General features: G+C 68.5%; 25 protein-coding genes. 13 read left to right on the forward strand and 12 right to left on the reverse strand.

Translation table 11 applies throughout. From position 1 onward, the window contains the following. Positions 1-170 precede the first annotated feature (170 nt). Both nfsB and C7389_RS23480 read right to left on the reverse strand, forming a co-directional pair. Positions 171-824 carry an oxygen-insensitive NAD(P)H nitroreductase gene (gene nfsB / locus C7389_RS23475; RefSeq protein WP_133595097.1) on the reverse strand — a complete coding sequence of 218 codons (654 nt, stop codon included), beginning with the start codon at positions 822-824 and terminating at the stop codon, positions 171-173. Positions 825-1,071: 247 nt separating this feature from the next. Beyond that, the gene (locus C7389_RS23480; RefSeq protein ID WP_133595098.1) at positions 1,072-1,500 is read right to left on the reverse strand and encodes a TOBE domain-containing protein; all 429 of its coding nucleotides are present in this window, start codon (positions 1,498-1,500) and stop codon (positions 1,072-1,074) included. Positions 1,501-1,706: 206 nt separating this feature from the next. On the opposite strand from C7389_RS23480, the gene C7389_RS23485 reads away from it, so the two are divergent. Genes C7389_RS23485 through modC form a run of 4 tightly spaced genes read left to right on the forward strand, consistent with a single transcriptional unit; the run spans position 1,707 to position 5,166 of the window. Next, a complete protein-coding gene (locus C7389_RS23485; RefSeq protein ID WP_133595099.1) occupies positions 1,707-2,519 on the forward strand; it encodes a TOBE domain-containing protein in 813 nt (270 codons plus the stop codon). A 41-nt stretch (positions 2,520-2,560) separates the two neighbouring features. Further along, the gene (gene modA, locus C7389_RS23490; RefSeq protein WP_133595100.1) at positions 2,561-3,316 is read left to right on the forward strand and encodes a molybdate ABC transporter substrate-binding protein; all 756 of its coding nucleotides are present in this window, start codon (positions 2,561-2,563) and stop codon (positions 3,314-3,316) included. Between the two features lie 27 nt (positions 3,317-3,343). Then, positions 3,344-4,024 carry a molybdate ABC transporter permease subunit gene (gene modB, locus C7389_RS23495; RefSeq protein WP_133595101.1) on the forward strand — a complete coding sequence of 227 codons (681 nt, stop codon included), beginning with the start codon at positions 3,344-3,346 and terminating at the stop codon, positions 4,022-4,024. A 17-nt stretch (positions 4,025-4,041) separates the two neighbouring features. Beyond that, positions 4,042-5,166, forward strand: a complete 1,125-nt coding sequence (modC, locus tag C7389_RS23500) for a molybdenum ABC transporter ATP-binding protein (protein WP_133595102.1) — start codon at positions 4,042-4,044, stop codon at positions 5,164-5,166. Between the two features lie 81 nt (positions 5,167-5,247). Here modC and C7389_RS23505 read toward each other — a convergent pair whose 3' ends face one another. Further along, the gene (locus tag C7389_RS23505; RefSeq protein ID WP_133595103.1) at positions 5,248-6,096 is read right to left on the reverse strand and encodes an SGNH/GDSL hydrolase family protein; all 849 of its coding nucleotides are present in this window, start codon (positions 6,094-6,096) and stop codon (positions 5,248-5,250) included. Next, a complete protein-coding gene (locus tag C7389_RS23510) occupies positions 6,093-7,244 on the reverse strand; it encodes an OpgC family protein (protein ID WP_133595104.1) in 1,152 nt (383 codons plus the stop codon). Before C7389_RS23510 ends, C7389_RS23505 begins: the two co-directional genes overlap by 4 nt. Before the next feature lie 82 nt (positions 7,245-7,326). On the opposite strand from C7389_RS23510, the gene C7389_RS23515 reads away from it, so the two are divergent. Beyond that, a complete protein-coding gene (locus tag C7389_RS23515; RefSeq protein ID WP_133595105.1) occupies positions 7,327-7,968 on the forward strand; it encodes an MBL fold metallo-hydrolase in 642 nt (213 codons plus the stop codon). A gap of 48 nt (positions 7,969-8,016) precedes the next feature. On the opposite strand, the gene mscL is transcribed toward C7389_RS23515, so the two are convergent. The 3 genes from mscL to C7389_RS23530 all read right to left on the reverse strand — a co-directional run bounded on the left by mscL (position 8,017) and on the right by C7389_RS23530 (position 10,165). Continuing rightward, positions 8,017-8,445 carry a large conductance mechanosensitive channel protein MscL gene (gene mscL / locus C7389_RS23520; RefSeq protein ID WP_133595106.1) on the reverse strand — a complete coding sequence of 143 codons (429 nt, stop codon included), beginning with the start codon at positions 8,443-8,445 and terminating at the stop codon, positions 8,017-8,019. 92 nt (positions 8,446-8,537) lie between these two features. Then, positions 8,538-9,461, reverse strand: coding sequence for a hypothetical protein (locus tag C7389_RS23525; protein ID WP_133595107.1), 924 nt, complete (start codon positions 9,459-9,461; stop codon positions 8,538-8,540). A gap of 11 nt (positions 9,462-9,472) precedes the next feature. Next, entirely contained in the window at positions 9,473-10,165 is a 693-nt protein-coding gene (locus C7389_RS23530; protein WP_211168544.1) for a hypothetical protein, read from the reverse strand. Between the two features lie 227 nt (positions 10,166-10,392). Between C7389_RS23530 and C7389_RS23535 the strand changes: the two genes are divergently transcribed. The 7 genes from C7389_RS23535 to C7389_RS23565 all read left to right on the forward strand — a co-directional run bounded on the left by C7389_RS23535 (position 10,393) and on the right by C7389_RS23565 (position 16,617). Continuing rightward, positions 10,393-11,352, forward strand: a complete 960-nt coding sequence (locus C7389_RS23535; RefSeq protein WP_133595108.1) for an NAD(P)H-dependent flavin oxidoreductase — start codon at positions 10,393-10,395, stop codon at positions 11,350-11,352. Positions 11,353-11,425: 73 nt separating this feature from the next. After that, positions 11,426-12,292 carry a branched-chain amino acid ABC transporter permease gene (locus tag C7389_RS23540; protein ID WP_133595109.1) on the forward strand — a complete coding sequence of 289 codons (867 nt, stop codon included), beginning with the start codon at positions 11,426-11,428 and terminating at the stop codon, positions 12,290-12,292. Between the two features lie 108 nt (positions 12,293-12,400). After that, positions 12,401-13,336: a branched-chain amino acid ABC transporter permease gene (locus tag C7389_RS23545; protein WP_246034952.1), complete on the forward strand. Its 936-nt coding sequence runs from the start codon at positions 12,401-12,403 to the stop codon at positions 13,334-13,336. Positions 13,337-13,405: 69 nt separating this feature from the next. Further along, entirely contained in the window at positions 13,406-14,584 is a 1,179-nt protein-coding gene (locus tag C7389_RS23550; RefSeq protein WP_133595111.1) for an ABC transporter substrate-binding protein, read from the forward strand. Positions 14,585-14,821: 237 nt separating this feature from the next. Continuing rightward, complete coding sequence (locus tag C7389_RS23555) at positions 14,822-15,235, forward strand: RcnB family protein (protein WP_211168543.1); 414 nt, start codon at positions 14,822-14,824, stop codon at positions 15,233-15,235. A gap of 92 nt (positions 15,236-15,327) precedes the next feature. Then, positions 15,328-15,960 (forward strand): flavin prenyltransferase UbiX, encoded by a 633-nt coding sequence (locus tag C7389_RS23560; protein WP_133595113.1) that lies wholly within the window; start codon positions 15,328-15,330, stop codon positions 15,958-15,960. 54 nt (positions 15,961-16,014) lie between these two features. Further along, positions 16,015-16,617, forward strand: coding sequence for an LON peptidase substrate-binding domain-containing protein (locus C7389_RS23565; protein ID WP_133595114.1), 603 nt, complete (start codon positions 16,015-16,017; stop codon positions 16,615-16,617). Between the two features lie 27 nt (positions 16,618-16,644). Here the strand turns inward: C7389_RS23565 and mutY are convergent, their stop codons facing one another. After that, positions 16,645-17,715 carry an A/G-specific adenine glycosylase gene (mutY, locus tag C7389_RS23570; protein WP_133595115.1) on the reverse strand — a complete coding sequence of 357 codons (1,071 nt, stop codon included), beginning with the start codon at positions 17,713-17,715 and terminating at the stop codon, positions 16,645-16,647. Between the two features lie 479 nt (positions 17,716-18,194). Here mutY and C7389_RS23575 point away from each other — a divergent pair, with 479 nt between their 5' ends. Beyond that, a complete protein-coding gene (locus C7389_RS23575; RefSeq protein ID WP_211168542.1) occupies positions 18,195-18,704 on the forward strand; it encodes a peptidase associated/transthyretin-like domain-containing protein in 510 nt (169 codons plus the stop codon). 100 nt (positions 18,705-18,804) lie between these two features. Here C7389_RS23575 and C7389_RS23580 read toward each other — a convergent pair whose 3' ends face one another. The 4 genes from C7389_RS23580 to C7389_RS23595 all read right to left on the reverse strand — a co-directional run bounded on the left by C7389_RS23580 (position 18,805) and on the right by C7389_RS23595 (position 24,106). Next, complete coding sequence (locus tag C7389_RS23580) at positions 18,805-19,188, reverse strand: VOC family protein (RefSeq protein WP_133595116.1); 384 nt, start codon at positions 19,186-19,188, stop codon at positions 18,805-18,807. A gap of 108 nt (positions 19,189-19,296) precedes the next feature. Continuing rightward, positions 19,297-20,643, reverse strand: coding sequence for a PAS domain-containing sensor histidine kinase (locus C7389_RS23585; RefSeq protein ID WP_133595117.1), 1,347 nt, complete (start codon positions 20,641-20,643; stop codon positions 19,297-19,299). A 19-nt stretch (positions 20,644-20,662) separates the two neighbouring features. Next, positions 20,663-22,639 carry a diguanylate cyclase gene (locus C7389_RS23590; protein ID WP_133595118.1) on the reverse strand — a complete coding sequence of 659 codons (1,977 nt, stop codon included), beginning with the start codon at positions 22,637-22,639 and terminating at the stop codon, positions 20,663-20,665. Between the two features lie 15 nt (positions 22,640-22,654). Then, positions 22,655-24,106 (reverse strand): nickel-dependent hydrogenase large subunit, encoded by a 1,452-nt coding sequence (locus C7389_RS23595; RefSeq protein ID WP_133595119.1) that lies wholly within the window; start codon positions 24,104-24,106, stop codon positions 22,655-22,657. Positions 24,107-24,174 lie beyond the last annotated feature (68 nt).

Here is a 24,174-nt window from a genome sequence, read left to right on the forward strand (position 1 = left end):
TCAAGGTCATCAAGCGCATGGCCTACGGATTCCGCGACTCAGCCTATTTCTTCCTGAAGATCAAGGCCGCCTTCCCCGGAAAGGCGCGATGAACCCAAAAAATGGCCGGCTGCTGATGGCGCCGGCCATTTTCATCTGCACCCGCCGGGTGAGGCGGGCGCAGCGCGGCTTCAGATCTCGGTGAACACCGCTTCCGCCGACAGGCGGGATTTCGGCAGCTTGGCGTTGAAGTCTTCCGCCGTGCGGTAGCCCAGGCCGACCACGACGACGCTGGTGAGGCCGCGGGCGCGCAGGCCCAGCTCGGCGTCCAGCAGGCGCGGATCGAAGCCTTCCATCGGGCAGGCGTCGATTTCCAGCGCCGCCGCGCCCAGCAGCAGGGTGCCGAGGGCGAGGTAGACCTGCTTCTCCATCCAGTGCTGGGTGTCCTTGTGGTCGTAGCGGTGCAGGTTCACATAGCCGCTGCGGCCGTTGTGCTGGCCGGCCTTGGCTTCCGGGGTGGCGAAGCGGCCATCCTTGTCTTCCTGCTCCAGCAGCGCGGCGAGGTGGGCTTCGTCGAAGGCGGTGCGGGCGCACAGCACGATGACGTGGGAGGCATTCAGGATCTTGGACTCGTTGTAGGCGTAGCCGGGCTGGGTGCCCTTGGCGACGCGCGCCTTGGCCTCGTCGCTGGCGGCGACGACGAAGTGCCAGGGCTGGGAATTGACCGAGGACGGGCTGTGGCGCAGCAGCTCGCGCAGCTGGGCGAACTGTTCCGCCGGAATCTTGCGGCTGGGGTCGAAAGCCTTGGTGGTGTAGCGGGCCTTGGCAAAGCTGAGGACGTTCATTGGAGGCTCCAGGGAGTTGAGTTGCTTGCAGGGGCAGTGGTTTGAAGATTTGAAAGCCAGCCTTGCGCGACATGCGCAAGAGGGCCGATGGCCGCCATTCTCGGGGTTTGGCGCCGGCGGGAAAACCCGGCGGCGCCAGAAGCACCTTCAAATCAGGTTTGAAAATGAGGCGCGGGGAGCCGGTTCGCCAGGCAAGAAAAAAGGGCGCCTGGGCGCCCTTCATCCGTCCGGAAGTGCTTTGGGTGGATCAGGCCGGTACGCCCAGGATCACGTTGGAGGCCTTGATCACCGCGGTGGCCGCCACGCCGGGCCTGAGGCCAAGCTCGCCCACCGCGTCCTTGGTGACCACCGCCGCCACCTCGGTGCCGCCGGGCAGGCTGATCAGCACTTCCGAATTCACCGCGCCGTTTTCCACCGACTTCACCGTGCCGCGCAGCGTGTTGCGGGCGGAGAGGGTGATGCCGTCGGCTTCGGTCATCACCATCACCCACGGTGCCTTCACCAGTGCCATCACTTCCTTGCCCTCGGCCAGCTCCAGCGTCTTCATGCTCTCCATGGTGACGATGGCGACCAGGGCGTCGCCGCCGCCGAGGGCGATCTCGACCTCGGCATTGACCGTGCCGGGCCGCAGGGCGCTGATGTTGCCTTTGAAGACGTTGCGGGCGCTGACTTTCATGGATGGCTCCTTACGAGACTTTGCAGGATTTGAGACACGCTGTATTGTTTGCTACATAGATTTGTCGCCGGGGCGACAGGCTGTACGGCCACTTCCGGCCGACGAGAAGATAGTTCTTTCGTTTGTAGCCCCACAACCATAGAGAAAGCCGCTTTGGCACGGAACTGGCTTTATATGTCGGAGATACCATAATGCCTGCGCGTCCCATGACAGCTACCCGTTTCCTCGCCCGCATGTCCCTCGAGACCGAGGTGGGCACTGCCCTTTCCGATACCCGCATCCGCCTGCTCGAAGAGATAGGCCGAAAGGGGTCCATCAACCAGGCGGCGAAGGCCGTGCCCTTGTCGTACAAGGCGGCCTGGGATGCCATCGACACCATGAACAACCTGGCGCCGGAGCCGCTGGTGGTCCGGGTTACCGGCGGCCGCCAGGGCGGCGGCACCCAGCTCACCGAGTACGGCCGCCGCATCGTCGCCATGTACCGGGCGCTGGAGATCGAATACCAGGCGGCGCTCGATCGCCTCTCCGAGCGCCTCAACGACGTTGGCGGCGGCGACATCCAGGCCTTCCAGAAGCTGATGCACAGCATGAGCATGAAGACCAGCGCCCGCAACCAGTTCGCCGGCATCGTCACCGGCCTGCGCGACGGCGGGGTGGATTACGAAGTGCGCCTGCGGCTGGACCCCAGGCACGAGATCACCTCGGTCATCACCAAGGCCAGCGCGGAGAACCTCAACTTGCAGATCGGCAAGGAGGTGTTCGCGATGGTGAAGTCCTCCTCGGTGATGCTGGCGGTGGACAAGGGCATGAAGCTCACCGCCCGCAACCAGCTGTGGGGCGAGGTGGTGGCGGTGCATGAGGGCCCGGTGAACAACGAAGTCACCCTGCAGCTGCCGTCCGGCCGCAACGTCACCGCGGTGGTCACCCAGGACAGCTGTACCGCGCTGGGCATCGAGGTGGGCACCGAGGCCTGCGCCTTCTTCAAGTCGTCCAGCGTGATCCTGGCCGCCTACGACTGACTCCTTCCGCTTTCCCTTCCAACGTCTTTCGGAGTTCCAACATGCGTCTGCCGCTGTCCCGTCTGCTCGCCGGCCTCGGTGCTGGTTTCCTGGCGTGTGCCGCCCATGCCGCCGACGTCCAGATCGCCGTGGCCGCCAACTTCACCGCGCCCATCAAGGAGATCGCCGCCGAGTTCGAGAAGGACACCGGCCACAAGGTCATCGCCTCCTTCGGCCCCACCGGCGGCTTCTACACCCAGATCAAGAACGGCGCGCCCTTCGAAGTGTTCTTCGCCGCGGACGACACCACGCCGGAAAAGCTGGAGAAGGAAGGCGACACGGTGGCCGGCTCGCGCTGGACCTACGCCGTGGGCAAGCTGGTGCTGTGGTCTGCCACGCCGGGCTATGTGGATGACAAGGGCGAAGTGCTGAAGAAGAACGAGTTCAAGCACCTCTCCATCGGCAATCCGAAGACCGCGCCGTATGGCCTGGCCGGCATCCAGGCCATGGAGAAGCTGGGCCTGGCCGAAGCGATCAAGCCCAAGCTGGTCGAAGGCAGCAACATCACCCAGGCCTACCAGTTCGTCGCCACCGGCAATGCCGAGCTGGGCTTCGTCGCCCTGTCCCAGGTGTACAAGGACGGCAAGATCACCGGCGGTTCCGCCTGGATCGTGCCGGCCGAGCTGTACGAGCCGATCAAGCAGGATGCCGTCATCCTCAGCAAGGGCAAGGACAACCCTGCCGCCAAGGCGCTGGCCGACTACCTGAAGGGGCCGAAGGCCATCGCGGTGATCAAGGCCTACGGCTACGACCTGTAATACCGCTGCAAGCAGGGAGCGTCGACGATGCCTTTGACCGGACTCGATCTTTCCGCCATCTGGCTGACGCTGGAACTGGCTACGCTGACGACCGTGCTGTTGCTGCTGATCGGTACGCCCATCTCCTGGTGGTTGGCGCGTACCCGTTCGCGGCTGAAGGGGCCGGTGGGCGCGGTGGTGGCGCTGCCGCTGGTGCTGCCGCCCACCGTGATCGGCTTCTACCTCTTGGTGACCATGGGGCCCAACGGCCCCATCGGCCACGTCACCCAGTCGCTGGGGCTGGGCGTGCTGCCCTTCACCTTCGCCGGCCTGGTCGTCGGCTCGGTGTTCTATTCCATGCCCTTCGTGGTGCAGCCGCTGCAGAACGCCTTCGAGGCCATAGGCGACCGTCCGCTGGAAGTGGCCGCCACGCTGCGCGCCAGCCCGTGGGACCGTTTCTTCACCGTGGTGCTGCCGCTGGCCCGCCCCGGCTTCATTACCGCCACCGTCCTCGGCTTCGCCCATACCGTGGGCGAGTTCGGCGTGGTGCTGATGATAGGCGGCAACATTCCGGACAAGACCCGCACCGTGTCCGTCCAGATCTTCGACCATGTCGAGGCGATGGAATACGCCCAGGCCCATTGGCTGGCCGGGGGCATGGTGGTGTTCTCCTTCTTCGTGCTGCTCGCTCTCTACTCCAGCCGGCGCTTCAAGCCCGCGCTGGGATGAGCGGGTGGAGAATCCCAATGGATGCAGCCCTGGAACCCGCCCTCGCCCAGCAGGCTGGCGGCGAGCGCGCCATCCGCGCGCGCTTCCGGGTCGATTACGCCGGCTTCACGCTGGATGTCGACCTCACCCTGCCCGGCCATGGCGTCACCGCGCTGTTCGGCCATTCCGGCTCCGGCAAGACCACTTGCCTGCGCTGCGTGGCCGGCCTGGAGCGGGCGCAGCACGGCCGGCTGGAGATCAACGGCGAGCTGTGGCAGGACACCGCCTCCGGTGTTTTCCTGCCCACCCACAAGCGGCCGCTGGGCTATGTGTTCCAGGAGGCCAGCCTGTTCCCGCATCTGTCGGTACGGCGCAACCTGGAGTACGGCATGCGCCGCGCCGGTGCGCTGGAAGACCGGCAGGCCTGGGAGCAGGCGATGGAACTGCTGGGCATAGGCCATCTGCTGGAGCGCATGCCGGACCGCCTCTCCGGCGGCGAGCGCCAGCGCGTCGGCATCGCCCGCGCGCTGCTGACGCGGCCGCGCCTGCTGCTGATGGACGAGCCGCTGGCGGCGCTGGACCTCAAGCGCAAGAGCGAGATCCTGCCCTACCTCGAACGCCTGCACGACGAGCTGGACATCCCGGTGCTCTACGTCAGCCATTCGCCGGACGAAGTGGCGCGGCTGGCCGACCACGTGGTGCTGCTGGACCAGGGCAAGGTGGTGGCCCGGGGGCCGCTGGTGGATACGCTGGCGCGGCTGGATCTGCCGACCGCCTTCACCGAGGACGCCGGCGTGGTCATCGAATCGGTGGTGGCCGAGCACGACGACGGTTATCACCTCACCCGGCTGGACTTCCCCGGCGGCAACGTGATGGTGGCCCGCCGGCCGGAGGCGCTGGGGCGCAAGTTGCGCTTCCGGGTGCATGCGCGCGACGTCAGCCTGGCGGTTGCCCGGCTGGAAGGCAGCACCATCACCAACCTGCTGCCGGTTCTGGTGACCGATGTGGCCGATGCCGATACGCCGGCGCACGTGCTGGTGCGGCTGGATGCGGAGGGCACGCCGCTGCTGGCGCGCATCACCCGCCGCTCGGCGGACCAGCTGCGGGTGGGGGTGGGCCGGCGCATGTGGGCGCAGATCAAGACGGTGGCGCTGCTGGGTTGAGGGGCTCGTTCCCGCCTGTATCCCGCGGGCGTACTTTCCGCTGGGGGGCGCGGGCCGCGGCAGGGTGGAATGCCGACGGCGTCAGCGCGGGTCGTTCGTCTGCTCCGCCGCCCGCTCGGCGGCGTCTATCACCATCCAGCCCAGCAGGTCGCCCAGGCAGGCGTGGATGGCGTCCGCGTTCACCCGCTGCAGCTTGCGGTCCTCGGTGCCGAGGTCGAAGCGGCCCTGCTCCTCCCACAACTCCATGATCTGGTAGCGCGGCAGCAGCGCCACGTTCTCCTGCCGCGAGGCCCACCACAGGTAGCCGCGGTAGGGGCGGAAGTTGGCCAGCAGATCAGAGTAGGGGCCGTACTGCATGTCCATCAGCATCACGTCGATGTTGCGGCCGCGCAGGGTTCTCAGCGCGCGGGAAACGGCGCGGCCGAACTCCTGCAGCGAGGTGTTGCGCACCGCGTCCGCCGAGCCGGTCTGCCACACCACCAGGTCGGGCTTGCGCGCGATCACCTCCGACTGCAGGCCGCGTACCATCTGGGTGGCGACCTGGCCGGGTTGGGACAGCACCTCCACCTCCAGCTTCACGCCGGGATAGCGTTCCGCCAGGCGGGCGCGCAGATGGGCCGGATAGGCCTGGTCGGTGCCGCTGGTGCCGGCGCCGGCGGTGGAGCGGGTGCCCCACACCAGCACCTTCAGCCGCTTCTCGCTCAGTGCCCTGGCCACGTTTGGCAACGGTGGGTTGTGCAGCAGCAGATCGGTGGGCACGCCGCAGGGCGCTTCCGCCACCACCGCGGCGGCGGCATTGCTGCCGGCCTGGGCGCAGGAAAGGCCGGCGATCAGCAGCAGGCTGCCCGCCAGGGCGCGGGCGCGCAGGCGGAGGTGGCACAAGCGAAAGTGGCACAAGCGTAGGGGGAGGATCTGCGGGCGCAAATTCATCGGGCTTTGGCCTCCTTGGGCGTGGCCGCCATCCTTGCGGCGCGGGCGGCGTACCAGCACAGAACATACGCGAGCCCCACCATGGCGCCAATGCCCGCGACGCTGACCGCAAACTGCAGGCCCAGGCTACCGCCGAACTCGATCAGCACCAGGTAGGCGGCGAAGGACAGGAAGATGCCGAGGCAGAACACCTCCAGCGCCTTGCAGCCACAGATCAGCGCCGGCCAGGCCCAGCGGCTGCGCAGGAAGGCCGCATCGCGCGGAATCAGCCGCATCGCCAGGTGGGCGAGGGCGAGGAAGTGCAGCAGGCGCAGTACGTCCAGGCTGGTCTTGTCTATCGGGTACATCCATTCCGCCAGCGCCTCCGGCATCCAGCGCTCCAGCGCCGGCAGCTGCCAGCTGGCGACCACCACGCCGGCCAGCAGCAGGTAGAGCACCGCCGCCGCGTCCAGCGGCCGTTTCCAGCGTGCCATGCCTTGCAGCACCTCGGGTCGCAGCGCGAACACCGCGCCGAGCACGAACAGGAACTGCCAGGCGAAAGGATTGAAGAACCAGCCGCTGCCCGGCGGGTAGGCGGGCAGGTTGATGCCGGTGAGGCGCACCAGCACGAACAGCGCCGCCGACAGGCCGAAGGCCCAGCCCGGCTGGCGCAGCAGCAGCCACAGCAGCGGCGGGAACACGCCGAGCAGCACGATGTACATCGGCAGCACGTCCATGTTGGCAGGGCGGAATTCCAGCAGCAGCGCCTCCAGCAACGCCAGGTGGGGCGCGTCCAGCAGCCGGGTGACGTTCATCTCCTCCATGTACATCGGGTTGCCGAAGCGCTCCGCCACATAGCCGATCTGGGCGGTGTAGAACAGGAAGAGGATGAGATGGGCGACGTAGAGCTGCCAGCAGCGCCGCCATACGTGCAGGGTGGTGAAGCCGAAGCCCTGCTGCAGCATGGGCCGGCGGTAGGCCAGCGCGGCGGAATAGCCGGAGATGAAGACGAAGATCTCGGTGGCGTCGGAGAAGCCGAAGTTGCGCGAGGTCAGCCAGCTGAAGTCGTTGTTCGGGATGTGGTTGAGGAAGATCCACCACAGCGCGAGGCCGCGGAAGAAATCCAGGCGCAGGTCGCGGGACGGGGAGGGCGGCGGCAGTGCGGTCATCGGCGGGCGGTGGTCATCGGCAGGCCAGGCGCCGACGCTCGGTTAAACTAGGCTCGTTCCTCAAGACCGAGTGGCCCTTCCCATGGTTCAGATCAGCATCGTTCCGGTGACCCCTTTCGAGCAGAACTGCAGCATCGTCTGGTGCGAGAAGACGCGCAGGGCGGCGGTGGTGGACCCCGGCGGCGACGTGGAGCGCATCCGCGCCGCGGTGGAAAAGCTGGGAGTGACGGTGGAGAAGATCCTCATCACCCACGGCCACATCGATCACGCCGGCGGCACTGCCCGGCTGGCGCGTGAACTCGGCGTGCCGGTGGAAGGGCCGCAGGAAGAGGACCGCTTCTGGATCGAGGGCATGCCGCAGCAGAGCAAGATGTTCGGCTTCCCCGACGTGGAGGTGTTCGAGCCGGCACGCTGGCTGCACGACGGCGATACGGTGACGGTGGGCGAGGAAACGCTGCAGGTCATCCACGCGCCCGGCCACACGCCCGGCCACGTAGTGTTCTTCCATCCGCAGTCGCGGCTGGCCATCGTCGGCGACGTGCTGTTCGCCGGCTCCATCGGCCGCACCGATTTCCCGCGCGGCGATCATGCCGCGTTGATCGCCTCCATCCGCGACAAGCTGTTCCCGCTGGGCGACGACGTCACTTTCCTGCCCGGCCACGGGCCCACGTCCACCTTCGGCCGCGAGCGCGCAAGCAATCCCTACGTCGGCGACCGCGCCTGACAGCCGGCCGGGCGGCGCTGAGTCCGCCCGGCGATCAGCGCCCGGCGCTCAGCCGCGTTCCTTCAGCGCGTCGCGGATCTCGCGCAGCAGCTTGACGTCTTCGGGCTCCGGCGGCGGCGCGGCCGGCTCTTCCTTCTTCTCCGCCGCATGCAGGCGGTTGACCAGCTTGACCAGCAGGAAGATGGCGAAGGCGATGATGATGAAGTTGATGGCGTTGTTGAGGAAGATGCCGTACTTGATCAGCGGCGCACCCGCCTTCTCCGCCGCTTCCAGGCTGTCGTATGTCTGGCTGCTGAGGTTGAGGTAGAAGTGGCTGAAGTCGATGCCGCCGATCAGCCGGCCGATCACCGGCATCATCACGTCCTTGACCAGCGAATCGACGATCTTGCCGAAGGCGCCGCCGATGATCACACCGACCGCCAGGTCAATGACGTTGCCACGCATGGCAAAGGCTTTGAATTCGCTGATGAAGCTCATTGGGGGGATCCTCCTGGGGCGATGTTGTTTGCGTGTTCTTGGCGTGTCGGGCCCAAGCGAGGAGGATGTTAGCGGCGAGAGGGGCGGGGCCGCTAGTCCATCGCCGATGCGAGGCAATCTCCGGGCGTGGCGGAAAGAGTCTTGCCGGCGGCGCTTGCAATTGTGGGTACCTGCATCAGATAGCCTCGAAGGTTGCGAATAAGGCTACGCCCACAGGATTCCCGCACGATCTGAGCACGTTCCATTTTTTCGCTTCCCCCTTCGCGGTAGCGGACAGTGCGGTACGGTAATGCGGGCGAGGCCGCCGGTTCCTTCAACTCGGCCAGTGCGATGTCCAGGGAAGAGGCAAGCAGTGCTGCGCTCTCCGCCTTCAGCCTTTCTCCGCCTTCTTTCAGCCAGTATTCCGAAGCATCGTCTGCCAGCGTGGGATTGGAGACAACACGCACCGATTGGCGTTGGGCCGATTCGGCCGGAGCGTTCGGCGCTTGGATGTAAACAGTGTTGTCGAGTACCAAGGCGCGCTGGTCCTGGGTAAGGAAGAAAACAGGCGCGCTTTCCACTACCCAAGCCGAGGGCTCAGGGATTGTGCGCGGAGGAAGAAGATATTTGTCCCCTTCTGTCGCCATTTTTTCCCTGCCACGCTGCATCAACTCCTCAGGTCCGTAGCCGTCCAATACGGCACGATAGGGTTGCAACACCTGATTGGCCGCCTCCTCCTGTGCGTTGCGCTGCTGGCTTTTTGCCGACTCCAGGATCAGCCCGTGGGTTATCAGGGCCGCGATTGCGCCAGCGGCGTTCGGGGCTGGATAGACCATGCCGGCGCTGTTGCCTACGCCCGCATGGTCCAGATTCAGGAGGCCCCGATAGACCAATTTTTCCGCGGCTGGGATGCGGAGAGCCCACAGTTGGAGGGCGCCTTGGGTGGTGGTTTCCGGTCCGCTATAGGCTACGGCGCTGACAAGCAGCATCAGCGAGCAGCCGAATGTGCGTGCCAGCAAGGCCTTCGAAATTCTCATTGAGGCCATTCTCAATTTGTGAATGGCCGGAGCAGATCGTCTTTGCCGCTTTCAAGAGCCTGGAAGTAAGCGTTGGTCAGCCCAGGGTACTTGGGCGGTTCGTCCCAGGCGCCCTCCGCAGCTTTAAGGACCGTGACCGGCTGATACCACTCATAGCGATTGCTGCTGAGGTCCACGAGGTAACCGAGGGCGGAGAACATTGCCTTGGGATCGCTGGTAGGAAAGTAGGCGGAGTAAGTTCGGACCATGCCCAAGCCATAAACGTTGATCAGCAGCAGTTTGTCGATGCGGTACTTGTCTCGCAGAGAAGTGAAATCCTTTGAAGCCAGATTCAGGCCCTTGGCGCCGAAGTCGGGCAAGGAGTTGAGCTCAATGTCGTCCTCGATGACAAATACCTCAACTCCTTTCTGCCGAATCAACTGGGCGAGAGACTCCTTCAGTTCCGGTAGCCCCTCGCTCGGGAGGGTTTGGGTATGCGCAGTGAGAGAGGAGTTGGCTACTGAGGCTGCAGCGAGGCAAAGCAGGCAGCCGGCGCCGGGGAACTGGGTGTCGATCTTGGGCAGTGGAGTCATGGCGACCCCAACCTTGCCGCCACGTTGGGAGAAAGAGTCCTGGGCGAGACCGAGCGGGGACTGCGGCGTGGTGGCGCATCCTCCTAGCATTAGAGCAAAAAAGGCGAAAAGCAGGCCGGTGCGGAAATTCATGTTTGTCCTGTATGAGGAAGGGAGAGGATAGGGAAGACAGGGTGTTCTTGAAAATGACGCGGGATTTTCTTCTCCCATGCCGATTCCAACCCTGATCTAGGTCATATTCTCTTACATTCATGCCTCACGCTTGCTGCGATGGATGGATCAAACGACCGTTTGAATTGTGCTGCCAGCATGCTAGATTTGCGCTTCGCTCGCATACCCCTTCGCGCAGGAGCCTTGCCATGACGATTCCCGCTCCCTTCCGCGGCACTTTCCGCGTCCCCGCCATCGCCGCGCCCATGTTCCTGGTGTCGGGGCCGGAGCTGGTGATCGAGTGCTGCAAGGCCGGTGTGGGCGGCACTTTTCCGGCATTGAACGCGCGGCCGGCGGCGCAGCTGGACGAATGGCTGGGGCAGATCTCCGCCGCGCTGGCCGGCAAGCCGGCGGCGCCGCACGGGGTCAATCTCATCCTGCACGCGTCCAACGACCGTCTGCAGGAGGATCTCGCCACGGTGCTGCGGCACAAGGTGCCCTTCGTCATCACCAGCCTGGGTCATCCGGGCGAGGTGGCAAAGGCGGTGCATGGCTATGGCGGACTGGTGCTGTCGGACGTGGTACATGCCTACCACGCGCGCAAGGCGGCCGCGGCCGGGGTGGACGGCATCATCGCGGTGGCCTCGGGCGCGGGCGGCCATGCCGGCACGCAGAGCGCGCTCAGCCTGGTGCGGGAGATCCGCGAGTTCTGGGATGGCCTGCTGGTGCTGGCCGGCAGCATCTCCGACGGCGCGGCGATACGCGCGGCCGAGGTGCTGGGGGCGGACTTCGCCTACATGGGCACCCGCTTCATCGCCAGCCGCGAGTCCCTGGCGCCGGAGGCCTACAAGCAGATGCTGCTCGCCAGTGGCCCGAGCGACATCGTCTATACCGATGCGATCTCCGGCACCAACGCCAATTTCATGGCGGAGAGCCTGCGCAATGCCGGGCTGGACCCGAGCACCCTGGCCGCCGGTGTCGGCAAGGGCAAGCTGAAGGGTATTTCCGACGAAGCCAGGGCCTGGCGCGACGTGTGGAGCGCCGGCCACGGCGTCGCCACCATCCACGATGTGCCGACGGTGGCCGGACTGGTGCAGCGGCTGGAGGCGGAATACCAGCTCGCCTGCCGGCTGCCACCGAGCGCGGCGCTGGCCGACAGCTGGCGTTGAGCTTCCGCCCGCGCAGGATCGCGGCGCGGCGGCCCGCCCGGCGCCGGCGGGCGCATCCGCTATGCTGCGCGCCATGCTGACTTTCATACAGGTGCTGCTGAGCGGGCTGGCGATCGGCTGCGTCTACGGGCTGGTCGCGCTGTCCTTCGTGCTCGTCTACAAGGCGGCGGACACGGTGAGCTTCATGCAGGGCGAACTGCTGATGGTGGGCGCCTTCGCCGTCGTCGTGCTGCAGGCGGCGGGCTGGCCGCTGGCGGCGGCGCTAACCGGCGGCGTGGCCGGCGCGGCCTTGCTGGGTGCGGTGCTGGAGCGGACGGCGCTGCGGTACACGCTGGGTCATTCCCACCTCAGCGCGGTGCTGCTCACCTTCGGCCTCGGCCTGATGCTGCGTGGGGGCGTCACCGCGGTGCCGGCCGCCAGCCACGGCATGTTCGTCCTGCCGTTGCCCTGGGCGGACGAGGTGTTCCGCCTCGGCCCGCTGAGCCTGCCCGGCGGCCAGCTGCTGGTGATGGCCATCACTGCGCTGGTGGCGGCGGCGCTCAGCCTGTTCTTCCGCTACAGCCGCAGCGGCCTCGCGCTGCGCGCCTGCGCCGAGGACGCCCGCAGCGCGGCGCTGATGGGCGTGCCGGTGGCGCGCATGCACACCCTGGCCTGGGCGCTGGGCGCGGCGTTGGCGGCGCTGGCCGGGGTGCTGCTGGCGCCCATCACTTTCGTCCATCTCAACATGGGTTTCATCGCTCTGAAGGCTTTTCCGGCGGCGGTGCTGGGCGGCCTCACCAGCCTGCCGGGGGCGCTGGCCGGCGGCGTGTTCCTCGGCGTTGTCGAGGCGCTGGCCGGGCTGGTGCTGCCGGAAGGGAGCAAGGACGTGGTGCCTTATCTGCTGCTGCTGGCGGCGCTGCTGTTGTTCCCCGCCGGCTTCGGCGCGCGGCGGACGGCCTGAGGGATGGGCGTTCCGGTGAAACCCGGCCGGGCCGAGGCTGCGGATATTGCCGCGCGGAATGATTCGCCCGCCGCGGCCGGAATCGTTCGCGCCTCGTTTTGCCGTCCGCTGGCTGGCCCCGCCCTCGCCGCCCTTGCGCTCCCCCTCGCCTGCCTGCTGCTAGGTACCGACTACGCGCTGGGCCAGGCTACGCTGGTGGCGACCTATGCCATCGCCGGGCTGGGCGTGGTGCTCATCGTCGGCCAGGCGGGGCAGATCGTGCTCGGCCAGGGCGCGCTGGTGGCGCTGGGCGCCTACGCGGAAGCCCTGCTGGCGGCGGTCGGCTGGCCGCCGTTGCTGTCGCTGCCGGTGGCGGTGGCACTGGGCGCCTGCGGCGGCGCCATCGCCAGCCTGCCGGCGCGACGCCTGGGCGGGCTCTACTTCGGCATGAGCACGCTGGCTTTCGCGCTGGTGGTGGAAGAGGTGCTGACGCGCTGGAGCGGGCTGACCCAGGGCGCCGCCGGCATGCTGGTGCCGGCCTTCGGCGGGGGTGGCTGGCGCGCGCAGACACCGCTCGCCCAGTTCCTCGTCAGCCTCGTCGCGCTGGCGCTGGCCTGGATGGCCTGCCGCCGCTTGCTGCGCTCGCGGCTGGGCCGCGCCTGGCGGGCGATCCGGGAGGACGAAGCGGCGGCGGCCGCCTGTGGCATCGACCTGGCGCGGACGAAGTCGGCGGCCTTCATCCTCGGCGGCGGCGTGTCCGCCTTCGGCGGCGCCTTCTACGCCCACTGGATAGGCTTCATCAGCCCGGAGCAGTTTGGCCTGATGCTGTCCTTCGAACTGCTGATGCTGGTCTTCCTCGGCGGCGTCGGCCGCCTGTCCGGCGCGCTGTGGGGCGCGCTGGTGATTGTGGCTGTGCCGCAGCTGATCGCGGTGGCGCGGGATGCGTTGCCGGGCGAGGGTGTGGGCAGCGCCGGGCTGGAGACGGCATTGTTCGGCGCGGTCATCGTCGCGCTGGTGCTGTGGCGCTTGCGAGGTGAAAAGCGGCGCGGCGGCAGCCTACGGTAGGTACGCATGCGGAGGCGGGGGCCGATGCCGGATAATTCGCCTTCCCCGTGATCGTCTTCCTTGCCGCCAATGTCTGCCGCTCGCGCCCTTTTCCTCGCCTGTCTCCTGCTGGGCAGCCTGCTGTCCGCCACTCAGGCCGTTGCCCAAGTCGCCGCCCCTGGCGTTTCCGACCGCGAGATCGTGGTCGGCAGCATTCTCGACCTCTCCGGCCCCGCCGCCCTGCTGGGCGCGCCGGTGCGCGACGGCATGCTGCTGCGCTTCGAGGACGCCAATGCCGCCGGCGGCGTGCATGGCCGCAAGCTGCGGCTGGTGGTGGAGGATGCCGGCTACGATCCCAAGCGCGGCGTGCTGGCGGCGCGCAAGCTGCTGCAGCGCGACCAGGTGTTCGCCTTCCTCGCCAACCTCGGCACGCCGGTGGTGATGGCCACCATGCCGGCCATCGTCGATGCCGGCCGCCTGCACCTCTTCCCCTTCTCGCCGCACGAATCCACCTACAGCCCGCTGCATCCGCTCAAGTTCCAGATGTTCCCGCCCTACCAGGACTACATGGAAGCGGCCACCCGCCACATGGTTAAGTCACGCGGCTACAGCCGGGCCTGCCTGCTCTACCAGGACGACGACTACGGCCTGGAGGTGATGAAGGGCGTGGAAAGCGGCCTCGCCAAGCTGGGTCAGCGCCTGGTGGAGCGCACCGCCTACAAGCGCGGCGCCACCGACTTCTCCAGCCAGATCGCCCGCCTGCGCAGCGCCCGCTGCGACCTGGTGGTGCTCGCCACCGTGGTGCGCGAGACCGTGGCGGCGATGACCGAGGCGCGGCGCAACGGCTGGGCGGTGGACATGCTGGTGAGCGCCTCCGGCTACTCCTCGCAGACGCATGAGCTGGGCGGCGCGGCGGTCGAAGGCCTGTTCGGCGTCAGCGTGCTGCCGCTGCCCTACGCCGACGGTGCCCCGCCCCGGCTGGCGGCCTGGATAGGCCGCTACCATAAGCGCTTCGGCGCCGATCCCAACGTCTGGAGCGTGATGGGCTACGTGCTGGCCGATCTGTTCGTGCGCGGCGCCGAGCAGGCCGGCCCGGAACTCACCACCGCCCGCTTCACCGCGGCGATGGAGCGGCTGCATACCGACGGCGATTTCCTCGGCAGCCCCGGCTACCGCTTTAGCCCGCAAGACCACCTCGGCAGCCGCCAGGGCCGGCTGGCGCAGATCCGCAACGGCCGCTGGGTGATGTTGACCGACTACCTGGAGTAAACCGGCGGAGCAATGCCGCAAAAGTCGTAAGCGGCCGGCCCGCAGTTGTTTCTGCGGACGCGGCATTGGCAAGCAAGTGCTTCCAATTGTTTGCCGTTTCCGGCCTTGCTACGTTGGATTACAGAGCGTGCTTGTCTGCTTTTCGTCGTAGTGGGAGTGTGTGCCTGCCACACCGGCCCGCGGCTTGAATGAATGGCCACGGGCGACCGGCGTGATGCATGTTTCGAGGAGCACACCATGAAGAGCAGCAAGTTGATTGCCGCCCTGCTGGCGGTAAGCATGATCGCCGCGGCGCCGCTTGCATCCGCCGATTACGACCGCGGCCCGGGGCCTCGCTACGATCGCCATGACGACCGCTGGGACCACGGCCGTCGCGGCGACTACCATCGCGACGACTACCGCGGCGGCCCGCCGGGACCCCGCTACGACGGCCCTGGCCGCGGCCCGGACTTCCGTGGCCCGCCGCACTGGGCGCGCGGCCACTACCTGCCGCGCGACTACCGGCAACCGCGCTACGTGGTGGTCGACTGGCATGACCATCACCTGCGCCCGCCTCCGCGGGGCTACCACTGGATGCGGGTGGATGGCGGCGACTTCCTGCTGGTCGCCATCGCCACCGGCATCATCACCCAGGTGATCCTGTCCCGCTGATCGCCGCCGCGCCCGGGCCCGCCGGCCCGGGCCGCCATGCCGCCGGGCGGATGGAGTAACCTTGGGCCTCCTTCCGCCCGACCGGCCGCCTCATGTCTTCCCCGCTGACCGTTACCGTTGCCTTCACCGGCGCCTCCGGCATGCCCTACGGCCTGCGCCTGGTGGAATGCCTGCTCGCCGCCGGCTGCCGCGTCTGGCTGCTGTATTCCCAGGTAGCGCAGGTCGTCGCCCGCCAGGAAATGGACTGGAACCTGCCCGGCCGGCCGGCCGAGGTGGAGGCCGAGCTCAGCGCCCGCTTCGCCGCCGCGCCCGGCCAGCTGCGGGTGTTCGGCCGCGAAGAATGGTTCGCGCCGCCGGCCTCCGGCTCCAATCCGCCTGACGCGATGGTGGTCTGCCCTTGCACGATGGCGACGCTGGCCGCGGTGGCCATGGGCCTGTCGCAGAATCTCATCGAGCGGGCCGCGGACGTCGTCATCAAGGAAGGCCGCAAGCTGGTGCTGGTGCCGCGGGAAACGCCCTTCTCCGCCATCCACCTGGAGAACATGTTGAAGCTCGCCCGCCTGGGCGTCTGCATCCTGCCGCCCAATCCCGGCTTCTACCACCACCCGCAATGCGTGCAGGACCTGGTGGATTTCATCGTCGCCCGCATCCTCGACCAACTCGGCGTGCCGCATCGACTGATGGCGCGCTGGGGCGAGGAAGGGGCCGACGCGACGCCGGACTGAGTCTCCGTCCCGGCCAAAGCGCCAGAACCCCGTCACCCTCCACTGCCCGTGCCCATGTCAGCCACCGCCCGCCTGCCGCTGTTTCCCCTCAACACCGTGCTCTTCCCCGACGGCCTCCTGCCGCTGCGGGTGTTCGAGGCGCGCTACATGGACATGGTGGGCTGCTGCCTGCGCGAGGGCAGCGGCTTCGGCGTCTGCCTGATCGCCGCCGGCAAGGAGGTGGGCGAGGCGGCGCTGCCGCAGCCGGTGGGCACCGAGGCGCGCATCGAGCAGTGGGACGTGGAGCAGCCGGGCATGCTCTCCATCGTCGTCCGCGGCCATCGCCGCTTCCGCATCGAGGATCACGAGGTGGAGCGCGATGGCCTGCTTACCGCCAGCGTGCGCTGGCTGGACGAACCGGCGCCGCAGCCGGTGCCCGAGGCGCAGGCCGAGCTGCTGCCGCTGCTGCAGGCCATCATCGGCGAGCTGGGTGATCGCCTGCCGCCGCCGCACCACTTCGACGACGCCGCCTGGGTGGGCGCGCGCTACGCCGAGCTGCTGCCGGTGCCGCTGCCGGCCAAGCAACGCCTGCTGGAACTGGACGACGTGCTCAGCCGGCTGGAGATCATGCAGCAGTTCCTGCGCCAGCACGGGCTGCTCGGCGCGAAGGGCGGCTGAGTTTCGCGCCTGGGCCGGGGCCCCGGCTCAGGAGGCGAACAGGTCCGGCGCGTTCAGCGCATCCAGGATGCGCCGCACCGGTGTGGGCAGCGCGGCCCCGGCGGTGGCCGCCGCCGGCAGCCAGGACAGGGCCGCGTCGTCGCGCGCCCGCGCCAGTTCCGCCTCCACCGGCAGCCGCAGCGGCTGGATGTCCAGGATGAAATGGGTGAAGGTGTGGGACAGCGGCGCCAGCGCCTGCGGTGCGGCACTGCGCACGCCCAGGGTGTCCGCCGCCCAGGCCGCGATGTCGCCCTCCGCCAGCCCGGCGGGGATCTCCGGCAGCGCCAGCAGGCCGCCCCAGATGCCGCTGGGCGGGCGGCGCTCCACCAGCACCGCGCCGTCGCCGCGCATCGCCACCGCGAAGCGGGCCTCGCGTCGCGGAATGGCCTTCTTCGGCCGCGCCACCGGCAGTTCGGTCTGCCGGCCCTGCTGACGGGCGCTGCAGTCCTCCGCCAGCGGGCAGCGGTTGCAGCCCGGCCGGCCGCGGGTACAGACGGTGGCGCCCAGGTCCATCTGGGCCTGGATGTAGACGCCTATCTCCTGCTCCGGCAGCAGCGATTCCGCCAGCGCCCATAGCCGGTTCTCCACTGCCTTCTCGCCGGGAAAGCCCTCGATGCCGAAGTAGCGGCACAGCACCCGCTTGACGTTGCCGTCCAGGATGGCGACGCGCTCGTCGCGGGAAAAGGCGGCGATGGCCGCCGCGGTGGAGCGGCCGATGCCGGGCAGCTCGGCGATCTCCGCAGCGCTGGCGGGGAAGCGCCCGCCATGCCGTTCCACCACCTGCTGCGCCGCACGGTGCAGGTTGCGGGCGCGGGCGTAGTAGCCGAGTCCGCTCCACAGCGCCATCACGTCTTCCACCGGCGCTGCCGCCAGGCTGGCGATGTCGGGGAAGCGCGCCAGGAAGCGGGCGTAGTAGGGAATCACCGTTTCCACCTGGGTCTGCTGCAGCATGATTTCCGACAGCCAGATGCGGTAGGGATCGCGCCCGCCCTGCCAAGGCAGGCCGTGACGGCCGTGGGTGCGCTGCCAGGCGGACAGGCGGCGGGCGAAATCGCTCATGGGAAAGGGGGCTCCTGCTGCGTCGTCGGGGAAAGCGGCCGCTGGCTCTCGGTGCCGGTACGGAGGCGTGGGGCCTGAGCGTACCGGCCGGGGCGGCTCGAAGTGCGCGAATACTACGCCATCGGCGCCTTGCGGGGAGGCGCTCCTGCCGCGCTGCCGCCCGATCTCCCGCTGGAGCCGGCAAGGCAAGCTGCGGGGGCGCGGAGGATGCGCACCACCGACGATTCCGGTGGAATTTCCTGCTGGCGCCCGGGTTTTCGCCGGAAACCGCGCCGGAGCGTGAAAAGCGCCACGGGTGATGCCGTTGTTCTTGTCTAGGATGCGCCGGCTTTTTGCGCGGATATTCGATTGGATTATCGAATCGGTATGCGGCCGGATGGCCGCGGACGGACCGCCAGGAAGCCGGGCCGCTGGGGCCCGACGGCCGCGCGTGCCCGGGCGCCAGGCCGCTCTTCCGAACCGGGCTTCAAGGGAGCTCCATGAAACTCAGAAACATCGTCCTGCCGCCGCTGCTTGCCACCATGGTGGGTTGCGCCACCATCATGGGCAATCCGGTGCATGTGATGCCCATCAGCAGCACGCCTAGCGATGCCTCCATCACCATCATCGACGACGAAACCGGCAAGCCCGTCTTCAAGGGCAGCACGCCCACCTCGGTGCCGCTGGAAAAGAGCAATGGCAGCTACTGGGGCGGCAAGTCCTACACGGTGAAGATCAGCAAGCCGGGTTTCGAGGAACAGACCATTCCGGTGAAGGCCAGCGCCAATGGCTGGTACATCGCCGGCAATTTCCTGTTCGGCGGGCTGATCGGCTGGTTCATCGTCGATCCGATGAACGGCAAGATGTACAACCTGTCGCCGGAGAACATCAGCTCCACCCTGGGCGCCAAGGCGGCACACAACAACAAGGCGAGCGACGGCAGCATCGCGGTGATGCTGATCCAGGATGTGCCGGCGGAACTGCGGGGCCAGCTGCAGCAGATCAACTGAGGCCGGGCCGCAGCTTGCGGCCCGCTGGAAAAAAAGCGCCCCGGAGAGATCCGGGGCGCTTTTTTTGTTCATGCCTTGCCTGCTGCCTGGGAGCGAGGGCTCAGGCCTCCGCCCGTTCCGAGACCTCGATCAGGTTCAGGTCAGGGTCGCGCAGATACACCGACCGTATCCTGAACGCGGCGCCGGTCCGCAGCACCGGCCCTTCGATGATGCGCTGGCCGCAGGCCTCCGCATGGCGGATGAAATCCTCCAGCGGCACGCTGGCGATGAAGCACAGGTCCAGCGCGCCCGGCACCGGCAGGTGGGCCTTGGGCTCGAACTCGCGGCCGCGCACATGCAGGTTGATCTTCTGCGCACCGAACACGAAGGCGCTACGACCGGCGCCGAAGCTCTCCAGCCGCATGCCCAGCACCCGGGTGTAGAAGTCGATGCAGGCGGCTTCATCGGCGGTGGTCAGCACCAGGTGGTCGAGGTGGTCGATCATGGGAAGGGTCGCCGTCGTGGATGGAGCGGGAACCATACGTCCGCCGCCCGCGTTTGGAAATCGCCGGCTGGCCAAGGCGGTTTTCGTCGATGGCGAAGGCTGCCGCCTTCACTCCGCCAGCGGCAGGTCCAGCGTGAACACCGCGCCGCCGGCCGGATGGTTGGCGGCGCTGATGCGGCCGCCGTGGCGATCGACGATGCCGTAGCTGATGGACAGGCCGAGGCCGGTGCCCTTGCCCACCGGCTTGGTGGAGAAGAAGGGGTCGAAGATGTGCGCCAGGTGCTGCTCGTCTATGCCCGGGCCGTTGTCGTGAAAGGCGAGGTGGATGCGGCCATCGGCGATCTCCCCGCGGATGTCCAGCCAGTGTTCCGGCTGCTCGGCGGTAGCGTCCCAGGCGTTCTGCACCAGGTTCATCATCACCTGCTGCATCTGGCCGGGGGAGCCGAGCATAGGCAGCCGCGGCGGCAGCTCGATGCGCACTTCGAAACTCTCGCGGGTGGCGCGGTGCACCCAGCGCACCGCGCGCTCCAGCGTTTCGGCGAGGTCGAAGCGCTCCTGTTCGTCGCGGTCTATGGCGGAGAAGCGCTTGAGGCCGTCTACGATGTCGCGGGTGCGCTCGGCGCCTTCCATGGTGCCTTCGATCAGCGGCGGCAGGTCGCCGACGATGCGGTCTATGCGCAGCTCGGTGCGCAGCTGGGCGAGGCGGTCGGCGCCGGCGCCGCCGTGCAGGGCGGCGATGTAGGCTTGCAGGCGGTCGGCGTAGCGCTTGAGGGCGTGGACATTGCCGAGGATGAAGCTGATCGGGTTGTTTAGCTCGTGGGCGACGCCGGCCACCAGGCGGCCCAGCGAGGCCATCTTTTCCGAGTGCAGCAGCTGCTGCTGGGTGCGCTTGAGGTCTTCATGCGCCTGGCGCAGCGCCTGGTAGGCACGGCGCAGCTCGCCCACCGGCCGGCCGGTGACGACCATGCCCAGCGACTTGCCGACGGCGTTGAAGCGCGGCGTGCAGTTGAGCGACACCGGCACCACGCCGCCGTCGCCGGCGCGCAGCGGCAGTTCACAGTCGTGCAGCGGCTGTTCGCTGAAGGCGGAGAACAGGTGGCGCGCCTGGGCGCGGGCCTGGTCGCCGGCGAACAGCTCGAACACCGAGGTGCCGCGCAGCTGGGCGGCGGAGCGGCCGGTGAAGTCTTCCAGGGAGCGGTTCACGTCCTCTATGGTGCCGTTGCGGTCGCACACCACCAGGATGTCGGAGATGGAGGTGAGCACCGACAGGATGAACTGCTGCGATTCCTCCAGCTTGGCGTTCTTCTCCTCCAGCGCTACTTCGTACTGCAGCAGGTCGGAATACACCTCGTCCATCTTGTGGATGACATCCATCCACACTTCTTCGCCGACGCCGACGAGTTCGCCGGGATGGCCGGTGTGCTGCAGCGGAGAGGGGTCTTGCGGAGTGGACATGGGAGCGGGGAGGTGGGGGTCAGGCGAGGACCAGGCGGTCGCGGCCGTCGCGCTTGGCGCGGTACAGCGCCTGGTCGGCGCGCTGCAGCAGGCTGTCGAAATTGCGGTCGTCCGCTTCCAGTATGGTGAGGCCGAGGCTGACAGTGAAGCGCAGTTCGCTGCCTTCCCAGGGCACCCCGCACTTGCGCACCGCTTCCAGCAGGCGCTCGCCGACCTCGGCCGCGCCCTCCGGCGAGGTTTCCGGCAGCAGCACGGCGAATTCCTCGCCGCCCAGGCGGCCGAACAGGTCGGTGGCGCGCAGCGCGCTCTCCACCGCCCGCGCCAGGGCGCGCAGCACCGCGTCGCCGGCGGGGTGGCCGTGGGTGTCGTTGATGGACTTGAAGCGGTCGGCGTCCACCGCCATCAGCGCCATCTGGCGGCCGTGCCGGCGCGCCAGCGCCGACAGGCGCTCGCCCTGGGCGATGAAGGCGCGGCGGTTGAGGATGCCGGTGAGAGCGTCGGTGTTGGCGAGGCGGTTGAGCTCCGCCTCCAGCGTCTTGCGCACGGTGATGTCGCGGACGATGCAGAAGTGCAGCTGCAGGTCATCCACCTCGGCGCTGCCGACGGTGACCTCGATCGGGAAGGCGCTGCCGTCGGCGCGGCGGGCGGTGTGCTCCCGCAGCAGGCCTTCGACCTCGCCTCCGTCGCGCTCGGCGATGAAGCGGGCGTGGCGCAGCGCCGCCTCGTCCGGGATCAGCAGGCTGATGTCGCGGCCGCGGGCGTCCGCCAGCTTGTGGCCGAACATGCGCTCCGCCGCCGGGTTGAGGTCCACGATGCAATCACCGGCATCTATCACCACCATGCCGTCGCTGGCGGTATCGAACAGGGTGCGCATGCGCGCCTCGCTGACCTGCAGCTCGCGGGTCCGGATGGCGACCCGCTCTTCCAGCCGCAGGTTGGCCTGCGCCAGCTGCTCCACCGCCCGCCGCCGGCGCTGGCTCTGACGCAGCAGCGAGAAGGCGAGGAAGAGCACCAGCAGATTGCCGCCGACCATCATCACGCCGTACAGGCGCACGCGGGCGTGCCAGGCGGAGAGCGCCACCGACTCGGGTACATCCACCGCCACCGTGATGGGATAGGTCGCCGACTGCTTGTAGGCGCCCAGCCCGCGGTTGTCGCCCAGCAGGCGGTGGTGCAGCTGCACCACCGCGCCCGGGTCCGGCGCCGCATCCCGGCTGGGGCGGAAGCGGGAGGGCTCCATGTTCCGGCAGGGTTGCGCCAGTGGCAGGCAGGCCAGGGCCGAGCCGTCGGCGCGGAACAGGGTGACGGCGTAGCCGTGGGGCAGGCCCTGGTCGTCCAGCAGGTAGCGGAAGGTTTCCACCTCCAGGCCGGCGGCGGCCACGCCCAGCATGCCCCAGCCATCGTCGGTGATGCGCCGGCTCAGCGGGATGAAGGCGGCGCCGCCCCGCAGCGGCACCACCGGTGCGCCGATGTAGAGCCCTTCGTCCCAGTTGTGCAGGTGGGCGGTGACGTACTCGCGCTCGGCCAGGTTCAGCTTGAGGGCCGGGAAAGTGATGGAGCCTTCCGCCAGGCTGCCGTCCGGGCGGACGACGAAGATCCAGCGCAGGCCTGGGGTGATGCCGTGACGGCGTACCAGCAGGCGGTGCAGTTCGAGGTCGGAGCCCGGCCGCAGGCCCTGGCGTTGGGCGATGACCTCGCCGATGCCGGACAGGGTGCGGTCGTAGCGGTCCAGTACCGATTCCGAACGCCGCAGGATGATCTGCGCCGCCAGCGCCAGCGTCTGGCCGGTATTGTCCAGCGCCTGCTGGCGTTCGCTGGTGGCCAGGTAGAGCAGCGCACCGTTGCACGCCAGCGCCACCGCCAGGGTGATGCCCAGCCAGCTCAGCTCGGCGGTGCGCAGCAGGCGCACCGCACGCTGGCGCAGCGAGGCCGCGGGAGATGGCGAAGGGGAGGCGGCCTGGCCGGCCGCCTCGTCGGTGGAGGCACGCATCGTCATGGCGGACGGGGCGGATCAATGCACGGTGCACACCATGCAGGGGTCGAAAGACCTTACCACATGCTGTACGGCCAGCGGCACGCGCTCCCCCTCGCCCACCGGCAGGCCCACCAGCGCCTGTTCCAGCGGGCACGGCGTGCCGGCCGCGTCGCGCGGCGAGAAGTTCCAGGTGGTGGGGGCGATGATCTGGTAATTGGCGATGCGGCCACGGCGCACCACCAGCCAGTGGCCCAGCGCGCCGCGGGCGGCTTCCACCAGGCCGACCGCGCAGCCTTCGTCCGGGATTTCGCCCTGCACGCAGAAGGGCTCGCCTGGCTGTATGGCGCGCACCCAGCGCTCCATCTCCGGGATCACCCGGGCGATCTCCAGCAGCCGGGCGAGGATGCGGGCGCGCACATTGCCGCCATTCGCCGCCACCAGGCCCCGGACCAGCGGATGGCCGGCCACCAGCTGGCGCGCCAGCGCGCCGCATTCGGCCACCTCGCCGCCCAGCCGCGGCGCCTTGCACCAGGTGTAGGCGCCGTCCTTCTCCGCCAGCGGCAGGGTGCGGCCCTGCCAGGGGTGCAGCGGCGCGCCGTCGCTCATCCAGGCGTGGCTGCCATCCTCGGTGATGCGCATCGGGTCCAGCGATTCCAGGCTGCCGTCCGGCCGCCAGACGCCGCGCGGGAAAAGGTGGCGGCCGTCCGCCTGGTAGGCACCGTAGCTGATGAAGACGTCCTTGGCGCGGCCCAGGGTGTGCAGTTGCAGATCGTCGGCGATCTCCAGGAACAGGCGCAGGTCGGAGGCGGTGGGTGCGCGGGCGTCGCGCCAGGCATGCAGTGCCTCGATGGACGCCAGCGCGGCGATGTTCTCCAGCGCGTCGCCGAACAGGTGGCGCTCCAGCCAGCCGCGGAACTCCCGCAGCAGCGCGAACAGGCGGATCTTCTCCGCCGCCGACACGCCGCGCGCCGAGCCGCCCGGCTGCAGTGACAGCGTATGCGGCCACTTGCCGGCGAGCAGGCCCATCAGCTGCAGGAAGGCGGCGCGCGCCGGCAGGGCCTCGGCCGCGGCGCTGCCTTCCACCGCCTTGAAGCGCGCCTGCGCCGCCGGGAACCAGGGCCGGCCGGCGTAGGCATCGCGGGCGAAGTCCGGCATGAAGAAGAGGTAGAAATGGGTGTAGTGGTCGGCCAGGTTCTCCGCCGCCAGCACCAGGTTGGCGGCGCGCTCGCCGTTGGCCGGCACCGTCAGCCCCATCAGTCCGCGCAGCGCGGCGGCGGCGGCGGCCGACTGGGATACCGAGCAGATGCCGCAGATGCGCGGCACGAACACCAGCGCGTCGCGCGGGTCCTTGCCGGCGAGGATCTGCTCGAAGCCGCGGAACAGCGGCGAGTTCACCCGCGCCGAGGCCACCCGGCCGGCGTCCAGATCCAGCGTGACCTCGAGGTCGCCCTCGACGCGGTTGAAGGGGCCGACGACGAGGCGGTTCACCGGCCCGTCCCCGGGGCGGAAGAAGCCCGGCCGCCGCTAGCGCGGGCTGCCGGTGCTTGCCTGGGACC

Source organism: Azoarcus indigens, from assembly GCF_004361735.1.
GTDB lineage: Bacteria > Pseudomonadota > Gammaproteobacteria > Burkholderiales > Rhodocyclaceae > Azoarcus > Azoarcus indigens.